Below are 16,603 nucleotides of genomic sequence, written 5' to 3' on the forward strand. Positions count from 1 at the left end.
CCTCCAAAAAACCGATATTTACTACAAATATTATAGCATAAATATGAGTTAATTCGACAAAGCACTCAAATCTAGAAAAATTAGAAAAACTTTACTTCACACCGAACAAAAAATACGAGAGAAAAGTTCTCTCGTATTTTCACCTAATCTTTTTTATTTAAAAAGTTCGGTTTTACATTTTCTAATTCATCATCTGTTACTTTATAGTCCCATGAATCATCAACATCATAATCATCATGATCGTGACTCCATTTAGGATCTACTTTAACAAATAACTTTGTCTCACCAATCACTTGCACAAGAAACTCACGCTCCACCTCAACGACAATTTTGTGACCTTTGTTTGTAATTTTGCATTCTAGGCAATTAGGCTGTTGTACCACTTTAGCTAAAACATCACATTCATCACTAAGCATATTTTCATCTTTAATGGAAAGTGGAATGATATCTGTATACGTTACTCTTTCTGTAACAACTTCTGTTTTCGTATTATCATTATACGAATACCACACGTTGATATCATAGCTTCCTGTTATTTCAACCGTATCCTCTGATTTTTGTTTTGCATTATATAAATGGTTGATAACCCAGCATCCTAAAATACTTGAAGGTCTATGTGATGGGGTAATGGAATGTGAGTCTTGTGTGAATTTACGCCCTTTTCCAATAACTGCTTTCGTAATAATCTGTCTGTAGTCTTTATCAAGAAAAGTCATAATTACTCTTACCTCCTCTTATTTCATTGTCATTTTATGCAAGACAAATACCTAAAGTGCATAGAAAGCTTGGTTATTATTTATCGGCTTTTAAATCAACACATATTTATGTATCCGCATATTGGGAACTTTAGCGTTTTTTAAGCAATTTAAAGAAATATCTAATATCAATGAAATATATCTATGGAATGAGCCCCGTCTTTCCGCGCCGGGGCTTCATCCAAACTATCTTATTTTCAGTAATATTTATTGCAGCAATAACAAAATTCCTTTTTATGCTTCTTCTTACATCTATAAATTGGTCCACAGTGATCATCATGATGTTTATGCTCTTTGCATTTATTATGGTGATGTTCTTTTTTACAGCAAGAACGATGATGATGTTCTTTCTTGCAACAAGAATGATGATGCTGTTTACATTGGTCGTGACAACACATAAATTTTCCTCCCTTCTTACTATTAGCATACGTATATAAGAAGAGAGAGATTGGACTAGTCTCGTAGTTATTTAAATCATTTTTTAAGTCCTCCAGCTACCACTTCACATAAAGTGAAACTTGAATCAGTGGGATCTTATAGCCAGTTAACCTGCGATAAATTAAAAGAAGCAACAGTTCAAAACACTGTTACTCCTTATCTGTTTTCTGTGAAATGTTTTTGCTACCACTATACAACCCTGTTGCTGACAAACCAAGCATTAATCCAATAATAATTCTTTGCTTTACTTCTGCATCGATATAAAATATTCCAAATAGTAAACCGACAACTAAAGCTATAAAAGGTGAATACTTTATAGGTACCCCACTCCGCTTAAATAACTCAACAACCCCTAGTATAAGTGGAATAATCGCAATATCATAAATTTCAAACAATGTATACACCTCCTAAAATATGTTCTTTATATAATATTCAATCAACAAATTTTTGTATGGACAGGTAAATAAAATTGAATACCTAGGTGGTCATCTATCATTGGTAATCAAAATGTCATACTTGCTACTAAATCTTTCATATCATTCTGATTATCGATTGCCAAAATATCAATACAATTTGTTTAAATTCTTCACATAAAAAAACCAAGCAAAATTAATTTTGCTTGGTTTTTTTATTAATGAGAGCAACCTATTTTATTTTTTGATTTCGAACCTGTCTCCCCTGATAAAACATCTCCACCAGTTGATTCGATTACACGGTTCGTTACCTCTCTAGCAATAGTTCCTGAAACAAGTTGTAAAACGTCATTTACTACAATTTGCGTTTCTTTAAATTCCTGAACTACGGGAATTTCGTCAATTTCATTTTGTAAACGCTCAATTTCTTCATCAACTTTTTTTAACGCTTCATGCTTTCCATATGCTTGAAAATTTACTGCTTGTTTTTGTAACGTTTTTATTTTTTGAATTAACTTCTGTACTTTTTGATTTTCGTTTAATTTAGCTTCTACTTGCTTAAATCTTTCTATTTCATCAGTGCTTGAAAGCATTTCAGCTAATCTTTTCGCTTCATCTAGTACATCTTTACGTGTGTAGGTAGCCACATTAGTTCACCTCAATTGTATTTTCCACCATTATACCATCTAACGACCAAGTTTTGGCTTCCGTAATTTTAACCTCAACAATCTTACCAATTGAAGATTTCGGACCTTTAAAGTTTACTAATTTATTCTTTTCTGTATATCCCGCCAATACGTCAGGGTCCTTTTTACTTTCCCCTTCAACTAGAACCTTCACTACTTTATCTTTGTAAGTCTTCATGGATTCTGCTGCTTGTTTATTAACTAATTCATTTAAACGGTATAGACGTTGTTTTTTCACTTCTTCCGGTATATCATCTTTCTTACGCGCTGCTGGTGTTCCTTCACGTGGAGAATAAATAAAGGTATAAGCAGCCTCAAACCCTACTTCTTCCACTAACGACATCGTTTCCTCAAATTGTTCATCTGTCTCATTAGGGAAACCAACAATGATATCTGTTGTAAGTGTTGCGTTTGGGATTGCTTTGCGTATTTTACATACTAATTCTAAGTATTCTTCACGGGTATATTTACGGTTCATTTTCTTCAATACTTCACTGCTTCCAGATTGAACTGGAAGATGAATATGATCAAGAAGGTTGCCTCCCTGAGCTAGCACTTCAATTAAGTGATCATCAAAGTCTCTCGGATGGGAAGTAGTAAACCGCACTCTCGGAATATCAATCTTATGGATGTCATTCATTAAGTCACCAAATGTATAATCTATATCTTCAAAGTCTTTTCCATACGCATTTACATTTTGGCCTAGTAATGTAACTTCTTGATACCCCTGCGCAACTAAATGACGAACTTCTTGAATAATGTCTTCTGGACGACGACTTCTCTCTTTACCACGCGTCATTGGAACGATACAATATGTACAGAATTTATCACATCCATACATAATATTAACCCAAGCCTTAATTTTACCTTTTCTTACTTTAGGAAGGTTTTCAATAATATCGCCTTCTTTAGACCAAACTTCAACAACCTGTTCTTTCCCGAACATTGCCCCTTTAACTAGGTCTGGTAAGCGATGGATATTGTGTGTTCCAAAGATTAAATCAACATGGGGATGTTTTTTCATGATGCGATTTACAACCGACTCTTCTTGTGACATACAGCCACATACACCAAGAATTACATCCGGTTTTTCCAATTTTAGTGGTTTTAAATGCCCAATTTCTCCGAATACTTTATTTTCAGCATTTTCACGAATTGCACATGTATTTAATAGAATAATATCAGCTTCATTTGTTTCAGAAGTAGATTCATATCCCATTTCATTTAAAATACCGGCCATCACTTCGGTATCATGTTCATTCATTTGACACCCATATGTACGTATAAGGAATTTTTTACCTTTTCCAATCGTTTTCATATCCTCTGGAATAGAAAAGTCATAGTGAAATTTAACGTCTTCTTTAAAACGTTTTCTGGCTTTTTTTATATCAGGAGGCTGGTAACTTTTATGAAAGTATTTCGCTATCATTTCTTCACTTGTAGTGTTTTTAATGCGTTCTATATTGTCGTGATTACTATTTTCTACTGAATCTACTTGTTTTATTTGTGCTTGTTCTTTACGTTGTTCTTCATTCATAATGATACTCCTTTCATAGGAAATAAATATACATAAGTTTACAATTTTACAGTATAACCCTTATTATTAAATTTAACAATAATAAGTCCGATGAGCAAATAAAAAACCCCCCCTAAATTCTAAGTAAGGGAGGGTTTAAAAAGACCTTTATCTAGGTTCTACAATTAGTTTAATCGCAGTTCTTTCTTCATTGTCAATCATAATATCTGTAAAAGCTGGGATACAAATTAAATCCACTCCACTTGGTGCGACAAATCCTCTTGCTATAGCTACAGCTTTCACTGCTTGATTAAGAGCACCTGCTCCAATAGCTTGAATCTCCGCTGTACCACGTTCTCTTAAAACATTTGCAAGTGCACCTGCTACTGAATTTGGACTTGATTTCGCTGAAACTTTTAATACTTCCATGACTAGTACCTCCTTCATTTGCTATTATAGTTCTACTGATACTATATTCGTGGAGATGTTAGCTTATTCCCTATTATGCATCAATTTTTCAAAAGATTCAATAAACCACTTTAGGAATACCGATAAAATGTACGATAGAAGCATATTTCTTAGGCAGTAAGGAAAGTATAAAATCTTTCCCGTCTGCATAAGTGCAACTAAGACATCGCCAAAAGGCTTGGCGAATGCCAAGTTTTCTAACCGAAGAATGGATGATCTTCATTAATTAAAATACGTTCAACATTCGTTGCTTTACCGCTCTGATTGTCTATTGTGATTACTACTGCTCCTAGCTGGGTCCTTCCGTTTTTCGTTACTTCAAAACGGACAGGTAACGATGTTAAAAACCGTTTTATAACCGCATCTCTATCCACACCTAAAATTCCGTCGTATGGGCCTGTCATTCCTACATCAGTAATATATGCAGTACCTTCTGGCAAAATGCGTTCATCTGCGGTTTGTGTATGTGTATGCGTACCTACAACCGCACTTGCACGTCCATTCACATACCAACCAATAGCCTGCTTCTCACTTGTTGCTTCCGCATGGAAATCTATAAATATAATATTAGTCCTTTTCTTGGCTTCCTCTATTAATTCGTCTACTTTTAAAAACGGATCATCAATTGCTGGTAAAAAAGTCCTTCCTTGTAAATTTATGATAGCAACTTCTACCCCATTTACATTAATATAGATGATCCCTTTACCAGGTGTACCTTTAGGAAAATTAGCTGGACGAATCATATATTTTGCATCGTCAATAAACTCAAATATTTCTTTTTTATCCCAGGTATGATTTCCCATCGTTATTACTTGGGCACCCCACTCCATAAATTGTTTATATATTTTTTCTGTAATACCTTTTCCTGAAGCAGCATTTTCGCCATTTATAATAGTTAAATGCGGGCGGTACTTTTCTTTTAATTTAGGTAAATATTCTTTAACCATTTCTCTCCCTGGAGATCCTACGACATCACCTATAAACAATATTTTCATTCTTATCATCCTATCCTTTATAATATGTATAGTTTTCCATAATCATTTTCCATTGTCAAAATCTTTATTAATACTTTTGTTAAGAAAAGGCGCTGGAGCCGGATGTGGCAATTTCGCGAATTAGTTATTAACAAGTAGTTATTTTTATAATTTCCCAAACGAAAATAAAAAACAAAAGTAGCCAGTTAAGTTGGCTACTTTTGTTATTTTGCATATTCTACTGCTCTCGTTTCCCTTATGACAGTTACCTTTATGTGACCAGGGTAATCGAGCTCGTTTTCTATTCGTTTCCTTATATCCCTAGCAACGCGAACAGATTCTAGATCGTCAATTTCATCTGGTTTAACCATTATACGAATCTCTCTACCTGCTTGAATTGCAAAGGACTTCTCTACACCTTCAAATGATTCAGAGATTTCTTCCAGTTTCTCTAATCTCTTAATGTAGTTTTCGAGTGTTTCACTTCTAGCACCTGGTCTTGCTGCAGATAATGCATCGGCAGCGGCTACTAATACAGCAATGATAGATGTAGCTTCTTCATCACCATGGTGGGAAGCGATAGAATTAATGACAACAGGGTGTTCCTTGTATTTAATTGCTAATTCTTTACCAATTTCTACGTGACTGCCTTCTACTTCATGGTCTATAGCTTTACCAATATCATGTAGAAGTCCTGCTCTTCTTGCTAACGTTACATCTTCGCCTAATTCAGCAGCAAGCAACCCTGAAAGGTATGCAACTTCAGTAGAATGCTTCAACACATTTTGACCATAGCTTGTACGATATTTTAGACGACCAAGTATTTTCACTAAGTCTGGATGTAGACCATGTACGCCAACCTCAAATGTTGTTTCTTCTCCAACTTCACGTATATATTCGTCAACTTCACGTCTTGCTTTGTCCACCATTTCTTCAATTCTTGCTGGGTGGATACGTCCGTCTTGAACGAGTTTTTCTAAGGCAATACGAGCAATTTCTCTTCGAATTGGATCAAAACCAGATAAAACAACCGCTTCCGGTGTATCATCGATAATTAAATCAATACCAGTTAACGTTTCAAGTGTACGTATGTTTCGACCTTCTCGACCGATAATACGTCCTTTCATTTCATCATTTGGAAGGTTTACAACAGATACAGTTGTTTCAGCAACGTGGTCTGCAGCACAGCGCTGTAAAGCAAGCGATAAAATACTTTTAGCCTTTTTGTCAGCTTCTTCTTTGACACGATTCTCAGCTTCTTTAATCATAACTGCTGAATCATGTTTTACTTCTTTTTCAATCTTCTCTAAAATAATCTGTTTCGCTTCGTCTGATGTATATCCAGATATGCGCTCAAGTTCCATTTGCTGCTGTTCTTTCATAGCTTCCACTTTGCTTTTCATTTCTTCAATTTGTTGTTGTTTGTCTGCTAGACTTTGTTCTTTACCTTCTAACAACAGTTCACGTTTGTCTAATGTCTCACTTTTCTTATCAAGACTTTCTTCTTTTTGCAACAGACGATTTTCTTGTTTTTGTACTTCTGTTCGACGTTCTCTGAGTTCTTCCTCTGTTTGCTGGCGAAGTTCATGAATTTCATCTTTCGCCTCAAGAAGTGCCTCTTTTTTAGAGGCTTCCGCATTCCGATGTGCTTCTTCTACAATCTGCTTCGCTAAATTTTCCGCACTAGAAATCTTAGCTTCTGCAATAGATTTACGTATCAGATAACCAACAACAATACCGACGATCAGAGTAAGCAAAATGGAGATGATTACATAAATAAGATCCATCTTTTCACCTCCTATTGCCATAGGTTTAACTTTCATATTGTCGGCATGTAACATTTAGATGCATAATCTAACAATTAATCTTATAAAAATTATAAAATTATACAGTACAATTGTAATTGTCTGTATTATAAATGTCAAGAAAACGTCATAAAAACACTACAAAAAAATCCATATATTTCCTGTAGCAAGAAAGATTCTATTCCTTTCGTACGGATTTTTGTAGTTCGGTCAGTCGATTAAAACTGAAAAATGTTTCTTTTCCTACGTTTCGGTATTCATTTACCCGATGAGTTGCGCCTTGAAAGTTTTTTCTCCGCGTTCCGGCATTCATCGCCTCATATAGATACAAAATGAATTAATGGTATTGTTAAATAATCACTTGAGATAATGCGTGGATGAAATTTTCGGTGCAATCAATTTTTCGGCAGATTTTCGAAACAAAACCAACTATAAAAACAAAAAAACCAAGGGAAGTTTTTTACTTTTTCCCTTGGCTTTTTCTCGTTAAGTAGAGGATTTTGTAACAGCAACCCTTTTATAACAGATAAGACATTCGCCAATGATTGACGAATGTCCAGATACTAACTATTCATTAAACATCGAGACTTTCTTGTTCTGCCTCTTCAGGAGCCGCATCATCTAAATTATAATGATTTCGAATTGCTAAATGTATTTCATCCATCATTTCTGGATTTTCTCTTAAGAATATTTTAGCATTCTCACGTCCTTGACCAAGACGTTCACCATTATAGGAATACCAAGCACCACTCTTTTCAACAATATCTAAGTCCGATCCAATATCTAGAATTTCTCCTTCTTTAGAAATTCCCTCACCGTACATAATATCTACTTCAGCTTGTCTAAATGGAGGTGCAACTTTATTCTTAACTACCTTAATTCTTGATTTATTCCCAACAATTTCATTTCCTTGTTTTAATTGTTCCGCACGGCGAACTTCTAATCTTACAGAGGAGTAGAATTTAAGCGCACGTCCACCTGGTGTTGTTTCAGGGTTTCCGAACATAACACCAACCTTTTCACGAATTTGGTTAATGAAAATGGCAGTTGTTTTAGATTTATTAATCGCACCAGACAGTTTTCTTAATGCTTGTGACATTAGTCGCGCTTGTAAACCAACGTGAGCATCTCCCATTTCACCTTCAATTTCTGCTTTCGGTACCAGTGCTGCAACGGAGTCTACAACAATAATATCTACCGCTCCACTACGAACTAATGCTTCAGCAATTTCTAATGCTTGTTCACCAGTATCAGGCTGCGAAAGTAATAATTCCTCGATATTTACTCCTAATGCACGTGCATAAATTGGATCCAAGGCATGCTCCGCATCGATGAAAGCCGCTTGTCCACCTTGTTTTTGAGCTTCCGCAATTGCATGTAACGCTACAGTTGTTTTACCGGAAGATTCTGGACCATATATTTCTATTACTCTACCTCTTGGATAACCACCTATACCTAATGCAACATCCAATGCTAGAGAACCACTCGGAATCGTTGCAATCTTCTCTAATTCTTGTTCACCAAGTTTCATAATCGAGCCTTTTCCAAATTGCTTCTCTATTTGTCTTAAAGCCATATCTAAAGCTTGTTTTCTATCGCTCAACGAGACTACCTCCTTAAATTAACTATTAGAGGATGTTCAAACAAGTCCGGTAAAATGACACTTCGAATTTCTTCGTTGGCTTGCTTTTCCGCTCCTCATGTACCTTTTGATGTACACTCCGCTCCTTGGAAAAGAAGAACACTTTTCCTTCGTGCGATGCGGAATCAGAGAAGCTTTCCTTATGCTCAAAGCTAAGCCGCCTCGAACTTCTCGGTCCTTTTATCCTCCTTTTGAACATGCACTATTACCATCATACAATGATTTTTAACTTTTGCCAAGAAAGAATCGAATAAACGTTCTTATGTTTTGGTAGTTAAAAATATCCAGAAATGTCTATTTGAACTACTAAGATGAATAGAAAACATCAAATCTATTACTCTTTTCGTGTAGATTTAAGATTTTAGAAAATGGAAAACTATTTCTAAACCTTTTAAAGTTGCTCTTCTTCTAATTGCATTTCTATCACCAGAAAATATAAACTTCTCTACTTTTTTATCCCCATTACTAGTTACGAGTGCAATATAAACAGTACCAACGCCTTTGCCTTCTACTTCATCAGGACCAGCAACTCCAGTAAAACTAAGTCCAATATTTGCATCTAGTTTACGAGCGACCTGTTCTGCCATCTCCAAAGCACATTCTTCACTAACCGTCCCTTTATTTTGAATGGTCTCTTCAGAAACACCTAATACATCTTGTTTTACATTCGTATCGTAACAAACAATTCCTCCACGACAAACACTAGAGGCACCACTAACCGAAATAAGTCGATGGGAAAACATTCCACCAGTTAAACTTTCTGCACTAGCAATCTTCATATTTTTCTCTTTTAACAATGAAATAATTTTTTCTTCTATCGTCTCATCGTTAATTCCATAGAAATGATCGCCAACTTCATTGAGAATCTGTTTTTTGCTCTCTTCTAATAATTGATCTGCACGTTCCTTCGTCTCCTCTTTTGCAGTTAAACGAATAACGACACCAGTATTTTGTGCTAATGGTGCAATAGTAGGATTTTTTTGTGTCTGAATTAAACGGCTTAATCTATGTTCTAATTCTGACTCTCCAATACCGAGGAATTTCAATACTAACGACTTAATGACCTCGTTATTCCCAGTTAGTTTTTGGAGATATGGGAAAACTTCATCTGTATATAAACCTTTCATTTCCCTTGGTACACCTGGAAGGAAAACCCATGTGGTGGAATCATGATTAATAATCATACCCGGGGCCATACCTTTCCTATTAAAAAGAACCTGGCTTCCTTTAAAAACTCGTGCTTGTCTCCTATTATTCGGTGTCATGGGCTTATTATTTTTTTCAAAAAATGATTCAATTTTGTCCATGGATGGTTTATGTTCAACTAATTCAAGTTTTGTCATCAGTTGAAAAGCTTCCCTAGTCAAATCATCCTCTGTTGGCCCTAAACCACCAGTAACGATAATAATATCTGACCGTTTTTGAGCTTGTTCAAATGATTCATGTACACGATTTAGATTATCACCTACTACTCCATGCTGGTACACATTGATACCTAAAGACGCAAGTTGTTCCGATAACCATTGAGCATTCGTATTTGCTATTTGTCCTAATAGTAATTCTGTTCCAACTGCGATTATTTCAGCTTTAAAATTTTTCATCATTTAGAATCCCTCATTACATGCCAATTTTTTATAAAATAGTCAACACCTGATAAAACGGTGAAAAATAATGCAATATATAACATGATTATTCCTATTGGTAATCCAATATACGAGAATGGAAAATTATGCAATAATAAAATGGCTATAGCAATCATTTGTGTTGCTGTTTTAATTTTACCCATGCCACCTGCAGCTAAAACAATTCCCTCGCCAGCGGCAACCAGACGTAAACCTGTTACAGCAAACTCTCTACTAATAATGATAATAACAACCCATGCAGGAGCATTTCCCATTTCAATCAGAAGAATTAACGCTGCAGAAACAAGTAATTTATCAGCCAATGGGTCTAAAAACTTACCAAGGTTTGTTACTAAATTATGCTTTCTTGCTATATAGCCATCTACCCAGTCCGTTGTGGATGCAATTATAAAAATCAGTGCAGCTATAAAATGTGCTACAGGTAATTCACTATTTCCTATATCCCATACTCCCCACTCAAATGGAAAACTAAGTAATAAAATAAAGATCGGAATCATTAAAATTCTAGATAATGTAAGTTTATTTGGTAAATTCATGATTTAATTCCCTTCTATCTTAAATGCTTAAATGTAACTAGAGAAACCCTTCCACATAGATAACTTGGAAGGGTCTACTATGTTTATTCAATTTCTTGATTATTAATATTAATCCATAATTGTTGATGCACATATTTATTAGCATCAACTGGATATTCTAATTCCATACCATTGATGGTTACTTTTAAATCGGAGGCATTTCCAATGTTCAAGAAAATTTTACTTGATCCACTTAAATCTAATTCAAGTGGTGAGTTCTCAGCTTCTAGAGTACTACTAAATAAAGACTGATCTTGATCATCTTTTACATCAAGCCATGTTCTTGAATTTGTCTCAAAAACTAAATTAATTTCTTCTCCAACATTCGATAATTCAAGAGTAGATTTAGGGCTAGATCCTGACCCTTCTTCAACTACCGTTAACTCTGGTTGAGATTCATTTTCTTGATTGCCTTCCTTATTCGTATCCTCTTGTATTTCTTCAGAATCTGTTTCTGAGTTTCTTGAATCTTCATTTGTTTTGTTATCTTCTATTGCAGAATCTTTTTTATCTTCATCATTCGGGTTGTTAATGATAATTTCTGTTTCATCCAATTTGTCTTCTTTTGCATTATTATCCCCATTATTTAAACCACCACTAAAAAACCAAATTACAAATACGATAGCAAGAATCAATAAAATAACAATAACCGTCGGGAATGCAGAAAAGAGTTTCGAATTTTTCTCTACACTTTCCTTTTTAGATCTCTGCATTCGACTATATTCAGCCGGAGATGATTCTTCTTTTGTTTCCGGAATTTCTTCTTTATGTTCTTCTAGTAATTCACTAGGCTCAATTCCAACTGCATCTGCATATTCCTTTATAAAAGCTCTTGCATAGAACTTACCCGGAAGTATTTCTAATTTTCCTTCCTCAATTGCTGCTAAATATCTCTTCTGAATTTTAGTTATTTCTTGTAGTTCATCTAATGACAAACCTTTAGAAACTCTCGCCTCTTTCAGTCTTGCCCCTATGTCCATAAAAAACACCTTCCGTTCTAACTATAGGTTAATCTGAAGTCTGATCACAAAGTTAAAAGCCGAACATAGAAAATCCATTTCCGCCATGAAATTGTTGTTCTTCAAACTTTTCATATGTAATCTCTTCGTCTTCATGACTCCTTAATTCAATAATATAATCAAAATCTTCCATTGTATATTCTGTTGACTGAACAAATATATCCGGATGCTCTACTATCTTGACTGCTGGTAATTGCATCAATTCTCGAATTAATTGCCAGTGTTGTTCATTAGCTTTAGTGGACACAATACCGTCCATAATATAAATAGTATTTGTACTATATTCTCCTTCTATTAATTGATTTCGTATTGTCTGTTTAAGCATTGTACTAGAAACAAATAACCAACGTTTACTTGCGCATACACTTGCAGCTACAACAGATTCTGATTTCCCAACCCTTGGCATTCCACGGATCCCAATTAATTTGTGCCCATCTTGTTTAAATAATTCAGCCATAAAATCAACTAATAAGCCTAATTCACCTCTAACAAAACGAAAGGTTTTACGGTCATCTCGATCTGTATGAATATATTTTCCATGCCTTACAGCCAATCTATCTTTCAACTTTGGTTTTCGTATCTTTGTTATTTTTATCGTTTCCATCATTTGTAAAACAGTTTTTAGACGTGCAATATTCTCATCATATTCCGATAGTAGAAGCATACCCCGTCTAGAATTTTCTACACCATTTATTGTAATAATATTGATGGATAACATACCTAATAATGACGATATTTCACCTAACAACCCTGGTCTATTTGTTTGAATTTCATACTCAAGGTACCATTCTTTATCCATAGAAAGCCCCTTTACGATACATTATTCAATACTAGTACTATCATAAATGATTTTATCACTAGTGAAAAGTATAATATGTAAACTTTGCCAATTTCCCTATTTAATTATGAAAAGAAGCTGTACCGTTAAGTATACAGCTTCTAGAAAAGATTTAATTTGATTTTTGAACTAATTTTACCATCGTACTCGCAATAGCTTGCTGTTCTTGTTCAGAGGCAGCATTCCAAAGTTCTTTTAATACAGCCTCTTCCTTGTTTTTTGCATCCACATTCTCAGCTAAATAGTCGCCAACTTCTGCAGCAATACTGTTTATTGTTTGTTGATCCATCCCCTGTTGCTGCGCCTGTTGTAAACGATTTGCTAAGAAACCTTTCCATGTATCAAAATTTTCAAGAATTGACATATTATTTCTCTCCTTTTTCAAGTTTATTACAGAAATAGTATGTGACTTTGAAAATCATTTATACATGTTCGAGTGTATTACCACCCACCATTCACATTCAGAATTTCACCTTGTATATAACTTGATTTTTCATCCAATAAAAAAGATACGGCATGTGCAATTTCACTTGGTAAACCAGCACGATTTACCGGGATTTCTGATATAACTTGTGCTTTTTCTTCTTCTGATAATGTCCAATTCATTTTCGTATCAATAAACCCCGGACTAATAGCATTTACTGATATACCGCTCGGTCCTACTTCTTTAGCCAGTGCTTTAACAAAACTATTTTGTGCTCCTTTAACAGAAGAATATACAACCTCGTAACTTGCACCAACATTACCCCAAATGGATGTAATAAATATAATATTACCAAAATGTTGTTTAATCATATTTGGCAATACCTGTCTTGTGATTTTCCAAGGAGCTTTAACGTGAAGTTTTAACATTTGCTCCATTAATTCGTCTGACATCTCTTGAAATAAACGAAATTCGGCTTTACCACTTGCAAAAACAACGATATCAACTGGAAAGACTAACTGGTTTAAAAATTCATTTGTTTGTTTTTCATTACTAAGATCTGCTTGTATAACACTAAGAACACCTTTGTCATTAATCTTGTTTCGTAGTTCCATCATCGCTTCTGAATTTTTATTATAATGTAAAATCAATTGATATCCATCTTCTGCTAAACGTTCCGCAATCGCTTGACCAATATCTCCACTAGCACCTATAACTAAAGCATTCTTCCCCATACCTACTCTACTCCTACTTAGAAGAAATCGTACAAACTGCTAAACGTTCTTCCTCAATCCACTCATTTAGAAATTGATTTGCTTCATCTAACTTTAATGCTTGAACCGTTGGGATGATATCAAACAAATCTACTTTTGAAATATAATAATGCGTATATTTATTCGCCATAAATTCTAATGAATTCATGGAGCGTAACAGTCTACCGATTTTTTTCTTCTTCATACGGTTAAAGTCTTCTTCTTTTATAGTTTCATTACGGGTAGATAATAATAATTCTTTTACTTTCTTAGAAAATAGTTCAGGGTTGTCGCTATTACTACCTATCAACGTATATCCATAATTTTTATCTAATGTTGTTTCAAAATAAAAGCTATCGTCAATTAATTTTTCTTGGTAGAGTTTTTGATAAAAGGAACCACCTTTTGAAAAATAATAATCCACTATCATATTTTGTAATAAATCTTTTTTAAGGAATTCTTCTCCACTTAGTTCTTTCGATGATTCCTTTATCCCGACCGTACATTTAGGAACTGAAACTGGCATTTTGATTTGATGTTCTTTCATGGCCACTTCTTTTGGCTCATCCGGTAAATTACGATTAATTTCTTCCATCTTCTTAAATTCCTTAGAAGCCTGGTTTATTTTGATCAAATTCATCATTTGTTCAGGATTAAAATTACCCGCAATAAATAGCGTCATATTTTCTGGATGATAAAATGTATAATAACACGTATATAAATCATCCTTCGTTATTTTACTAATGGACTCTACTGTACCAGCTATATCAATATTAATCGGATGATTCTTAAACATCGCTTTAATGGTTCCCATAAACGATTGCCAATCAGGTTGGTCATCATACATTTTAATTTCTTGACCGATAATACCTTTTTCCTTTTCAACCGATTGTTCTGAAAAATAAGGATCCTGTACAAAGTTAATTAATGTTTCTACATTCTTCTCTATATGATTGGTTGCAGAGAATAAATATGCTGTTTTAGTAAACGAGGTGAAAGCATTCGCAGAAGCACCTTGCTTTCCGAAGTCAGCAAATACATCATGATCTTCTTTTTCAAATAATTTATGTTCCAGAAAATGTGCGATACCCTCGGGAACCGTTATTTTTTCAGTTTGACCAATCGGAACAAACGTCTGATCTATGGACCCATAATTAGTTGTAAAAATTCCATATGTTTTAGCCATTTCGGGTTTCGGTAATAAAAATACAGTTAAACCATTATCTAATTTTTCAGTATAGAGTGTTTCAGCAATCTCATCATACGTTTGTTTATTCATTTTCTTGGCCTCCTCCACTCGTTAAAAGATAAACTGTATCTTCTTCTATTTTTTGTGCAACTTGTATGACTTGTTCTTTTGTTACACTTTTAATTTGACTAATTATTTCATCTGGATCTATTGTTTTCTCCCCAACTACTTGTTGATATAAAAGCTCAATTAAGCCTTGGGGGTGATCCATTGTCTCTAACATTTGATTACATATTAATTCTTTCGTTTCTGATAAATTCGTTTCCGTAAAATCCCCATTTCTCATCGCCGTTAATTGTTCTCTAATAATATCTCTAGCCTTTTCAAAGTCTTCGGGTGCTATCCCACTAAATACGAAAAGTAATCCTTTATGACTCTCCATTCGTGAGGAAGCATAATAGGCTAGACTATTTTTTTCTCTAACATTGATAAATAGTTTAGAGCTTGGAAATGCACCAAAAATACCATTAAACACTTGTAAAGCATAATAATCTTCATCTTTAAAATAAGTGTTGGTTCGATAACCAATATGCAATTTAGCTTGTTGAACATTTTGTTTCTCGATAATTTCTTTTGGTTCCGTAATTTCCTTTTTTGTTACCTCTTGTCTATCTAATACGTTTACCGAGCCGCGATTCATTGAAGTAATCATTTCGCTTTTAATTTCTTCTTCATTAAAATCCCCTAAAACATAGATATCCATTTGATTATCCTGAAGTAAGCTTTGATAATAGCTATAAAGATCTTCAGATGTTAACGAATTCAAGTCTTCCTCATACCCGTGAACATGTAATGAATAAGGTTCATCTTGACACATTTCATCGATTAATCTCATGTTTGCATATTGCATTTTATCATCTTGAATCGCACTCATTTTTTGTTTCAATGTTTCTTTTTCACGATCGAAAACAGTTTCATCAAATGCATTGTTGTTACTATTCGAATGGAAAATAAATTCACTTAATAATGCTATACCCTCTTTGATAATGGAAGTCTCTTCAGGAATGAATTTCGGATTCGCCAATTCCAATCTAAAGGTTAGAATATGATTTTCTCCCTTTTTCCCTCCATCAACAGATAAAATTGCTCCGTATAAATCATCCAATTTTAATTGTAATTCTTTTCTCGTTGGATAAGATTTCGTACCTTGCTTCAATATATAAGGTAGTAATGCTCTTTTGGTAATCGTTTCTCTTTCTAAAGGTGCTTTTAATTTTGCTACGATGTTAATTGTTTTATATTTATTACTTTGAATAAAATGTAACTCTATATCATTTTCATTCAAACGTTTTTCCGTTATATCCTGCATGAATGAACCTCCCAAAATATAAATTTCCTTTAAAGAGGATGTTCAAAAAGTCCGGTTCTCTCCTTTTGAACATGCACTTATACTTCTATATTGCACA

At 34.2% G+C, this 16,603-nt stretch carries 16 protein-coding genes; all 16 read right to left on the reverse strand.

Annotated features, from left to right (window positions below; all coding sequences use genetic code 11):
• Positions 1-143: 143 nt before the first annotated feature.
• Entirely contained in the window at positions 144-716 is a 573-nt protein-coding gene (locus A9178_RS02495; protein ID WP_068672332.1) for an outer spore coat protein CotE, read from the reverse strand.
• Between the two features lie 626 nt (positions 717-1,342).
• Positions 1,343-1,597, reverse strand: a complete 255-nt coding sequence (locus tag A9178_RS02505; RefSeq protein ID WP_369801932.1) for a hypothetical protein — start codon at positions 1,595-1,597, stop codon at positions 1,343-1,345.
• 227 nt (positions 1,598-1,824) lie between these two features.
• Positions 1,825-2,253 carry a YlbF/YmcA family competence regulator gene (locus A9178_RS02510; protein ID WP_082918065.1) on the reverse strand — a complete coding sequence of 143 codons (429 nt, stop codon included), beginning with the start codon at positions 2,251-2,253 and terminating at the stop codon, positions 1,825-1,827.
• A 1-nt stretch (position 2,254) separates the two neighbouring features.
• On the reverse strand, positions 2,255-3,829 hold the full coding sequence (miaB, locus tag A9178_RS02515; RefSeq protein WP_068672335.1) for a tRNA (N6-isopentenyl adenosine(37)-C2)-methylthiotransferase MiaB: 1,575 nt from the start codon (positions 3,827-3,829) through the stop codon (positions 2,255-2,257).
• A 147-nt stretch (positions 3,830-3,976) separates the two neighbouring features.
• Complete coding sequence (gene spoVS, locus A9178_RS02520) at positions 3,977-4,237, reverse strand: stage V sporulation protein SpoVS (RefSeq protein WP_047186108.1); 261 nt, start codon at positions 4,235-4,237, stop codon at positions 3,977-3,979.
• 236 nt (positions 4,238-4,473) lie between these two features.
• On the reverse strand, positions 4,474-5,271 hold the full coding sequence (locus A9178_RS02525; RefSeq protein ID WP_068672336.1) for a TIGR00282 family metallophosphoesterase: 798 nt from the start codon (positions 5,269-5,271) through the stop codon (positions 4,474-4,476).
• A gap of 203 nt (positions 5,272-5,474) precedes the next feature.
• Positions 5,475-7,037: a ribonuclease Y gene (gene rny / locus A9178_RS02530; RefSeq protein WP_068672337.1), complete on the reverse strand. Its 1,563-nt coding sequence runs from the start codon at positions 7,035-7,037 to the stop codon at positions 5,475-5,477.
• A 592-nt stretch (positions 7,038-7,629) separates the two neighbouring features.
• Entirely contained in the window at positions 7,630-8,658 is a 1,029-nt protein-coding gene (gene recA / locus A9178_RS02535) for a recombinase RecA (protein ID WP_068672338.1), read from the reverse strand.
• Between the two features lie 392 nt (positions 8,659-9,050).
• Positions 9,051-10,301 (reverse strand): competence/damage-inducible protein A, encoded by a 1,251-nt coding sequence (locus tag A9178_RS02540; protein ID WP_369801933.1) that lies wholly within the window; start codon positions 10,299-10,301, stop codon positions 9,051-9,053.
• Positions 10,298-10,876 (reverse strand): CDP-diacylglycerol--glycerol-3-phosphate 3-phosphatidyltransferase, encoded by a 579-nt coding sequence (gene pgsA, locus A9178_RS02545; protein ID WP_068672339.1) that lies wholly within the window; start codon positions 10,874-10,876, stop codon positions 10,298-10,300. The genes A9178_RS02540 and pgsA overlap by 4 nt, the downstream gene beginning before the upstream one ends.
• Positions 10,877-10,959: 83 nt before the next feature.
• Positions 10,960-11,895: a helix-turn-helix domain-containing protein gene (locus A9178_RS02550; protein WP_068672340.1), complete on the reverse strand. Its 936-nt coding sequence runs from the start codon at positions 11,893-11,895 to the stop codon at positions 10,960-10,962.
• 52 nt (positions 11,896-11,947) lie between these two features.
• Positions 11,948-12,733: a YmfK family protein gene (locus A9178_RS02555; protein WP_068672341.1), complete on the reverse strand. Its 786-nt coding sequence runs from the start codon at positions 12,731-12,733 to the stop codon at positions 11,948-11,950.
• A gap of 151 nt (positions 12,734-12,884) precedes the next feature.
• Positions 12,885-13,136, reverse strand: coding sequence for a DUF3243 domain-containing protein (locus tag A9178_RS02560; RefSeq protein ID WP_068672342.1), 252 nt, complete (start codon positions 13,134-13,136; stop codon positions 12,885-12,887).
• Between the two features lie 77 nt (positions 13,137-13,213).
• Positions 13,214-13,930, reverse strand: a complete 717-nt coding sequence (gene ymfI / locus A9178_RS02565; protein WP_068672343.1) for an elongation factor P 5-aminopentanone reductase — start codon at positions 13,928-13,930, stop codon at positions 13,214-13,216.
• Positions 13,931-13,943: 13 nt separating this feature from the next.
• The gene (gene yfmH, locus A9178_RS02570; RefSeq protein WP_068672344.1) at positions 13,944-15,227 is read right to left on the reverse strand and encodes an EF-P 5-aminopentanol modification-associated protein YfmH; all 1,284 of its coding nucleotides are present in this window, start codon (positions 15,225-15,227) and stop codon (positions 13,944-13,946) included.
• Entirely contained in the window at positions 15,220-16,506 is a 1,287-nt protein-coding gene (gene yfmF, locus A9178_RS02575) for an EF-P 5-aminopentanol modification-associated protein YfmF (RefSeq protein WP_068672345.1), read from the reverse strand. The genes yfmH and yfmF overlap by 8 nt, the downstream gene beginning before the upstream one ends.
• Positions 16,507-16,603: the final 97 nt, after the last annotated feature.

The organism is Oceanobacillus sp. Castelsardo, from assembly GCF_001659985.1.
Taxonomy (GTDB): domain Bacteria; phylum Bacillota; class Bacilli; order Bacillales; family Amphibacillaceae; genus Oceanobacillus.

Excerpts from the sequence above, each read along its gene's own strand:
- A9178_RS02495 (WP_068672332.1), bottom strand. The coding sequence starts at position 716 with ATGACTTTTCTTGATAAAGACTACAGACAGATTATTACGAAAGCAGTT.
- miaB (WP_068672335.1), bottom strand. The coding sequence starts at position 3,829 with ATGAATGAAGAACAACGTAAAGAACAAGCACAAATAAAACAAGTAGAT.
- spoVS (WP_047186108.1), bottom strand. The coding sequence starts at position 4,237 with ATGGAAGTATTAAAAGTTTCAGCGAAATCAAGTCCAAATTCAGTAGCA.
- A9178_RS02525 (WP_068672336.1), bottom strand. The coding sequence starts at position 5,271 with ATGAAAATATTGTTTATAGGTGATGTCGTAGGATCTCCAGGGAGAGAA.
- rny (WP_068672337.1), bottom strand. The coding sequence starts at position 7,037 with ATGGATCTTATTTATGTAATCATCTCCATTTTGCTTACTCTGATCGTC.
- A9178_RS02540 (WP_369801933.1), bottom strand. The coding sequence starts at position 10,301 with ATGATGAAAAATTTTAAAGCTGAAATAATCGCAGTTGGAACAGAATTA.
- pgsA (WP_068672339.1), bottom strand. The coding sequence starts at position 10,876 with ATGAATTTACCAAATAAACTTACATTATCTAGAATTTTAATGATTCCG.
- A9178_RS02550 (WP_068672340.1), bottom strand. The coding sequence starts at position 11,895 with ATGGACATAGGGGCAAGACTGAAAGAGGCGAGAGTTTCTAAAGGTTTG.
- A9178_RS02555 (WP_068672341.1), bottom strand. The coding sequence starts at position 12,733 with ATGGATAAAGAATGGTACCTTGAGTATGAAATTCAAACAAATAGACCA.
- A9178_RS02560 (WP_068672342.1), bottom strand. The coding sequence starts at position 13,136 with ATGTCAATTCTTGAAAATTTTGATACATGGAAAGGTTTCTTAGCAAAT.
- ymfI (WP_068672343.1), bottom strand. The coding sequence starts at position 13,930 with ATGGGGAAGAATGCTTTAGTTATAGGTGCTAGTGGAGATATTGGTCAA.
- yfmH (WP_068672344.1), bottom strand. The coding sequence starts at position 15,227 with ATGAATAAACAAACGTATGATGAGATTGCTGAAACACTCTATACTGAA.
- yfmF (WP_068672345.1), bottom strand. The coding sequence starts at position 16,506 with ATGCAGGATATAACGGAAAAACGTTTGAATGAAAATGATATAGAGTTA.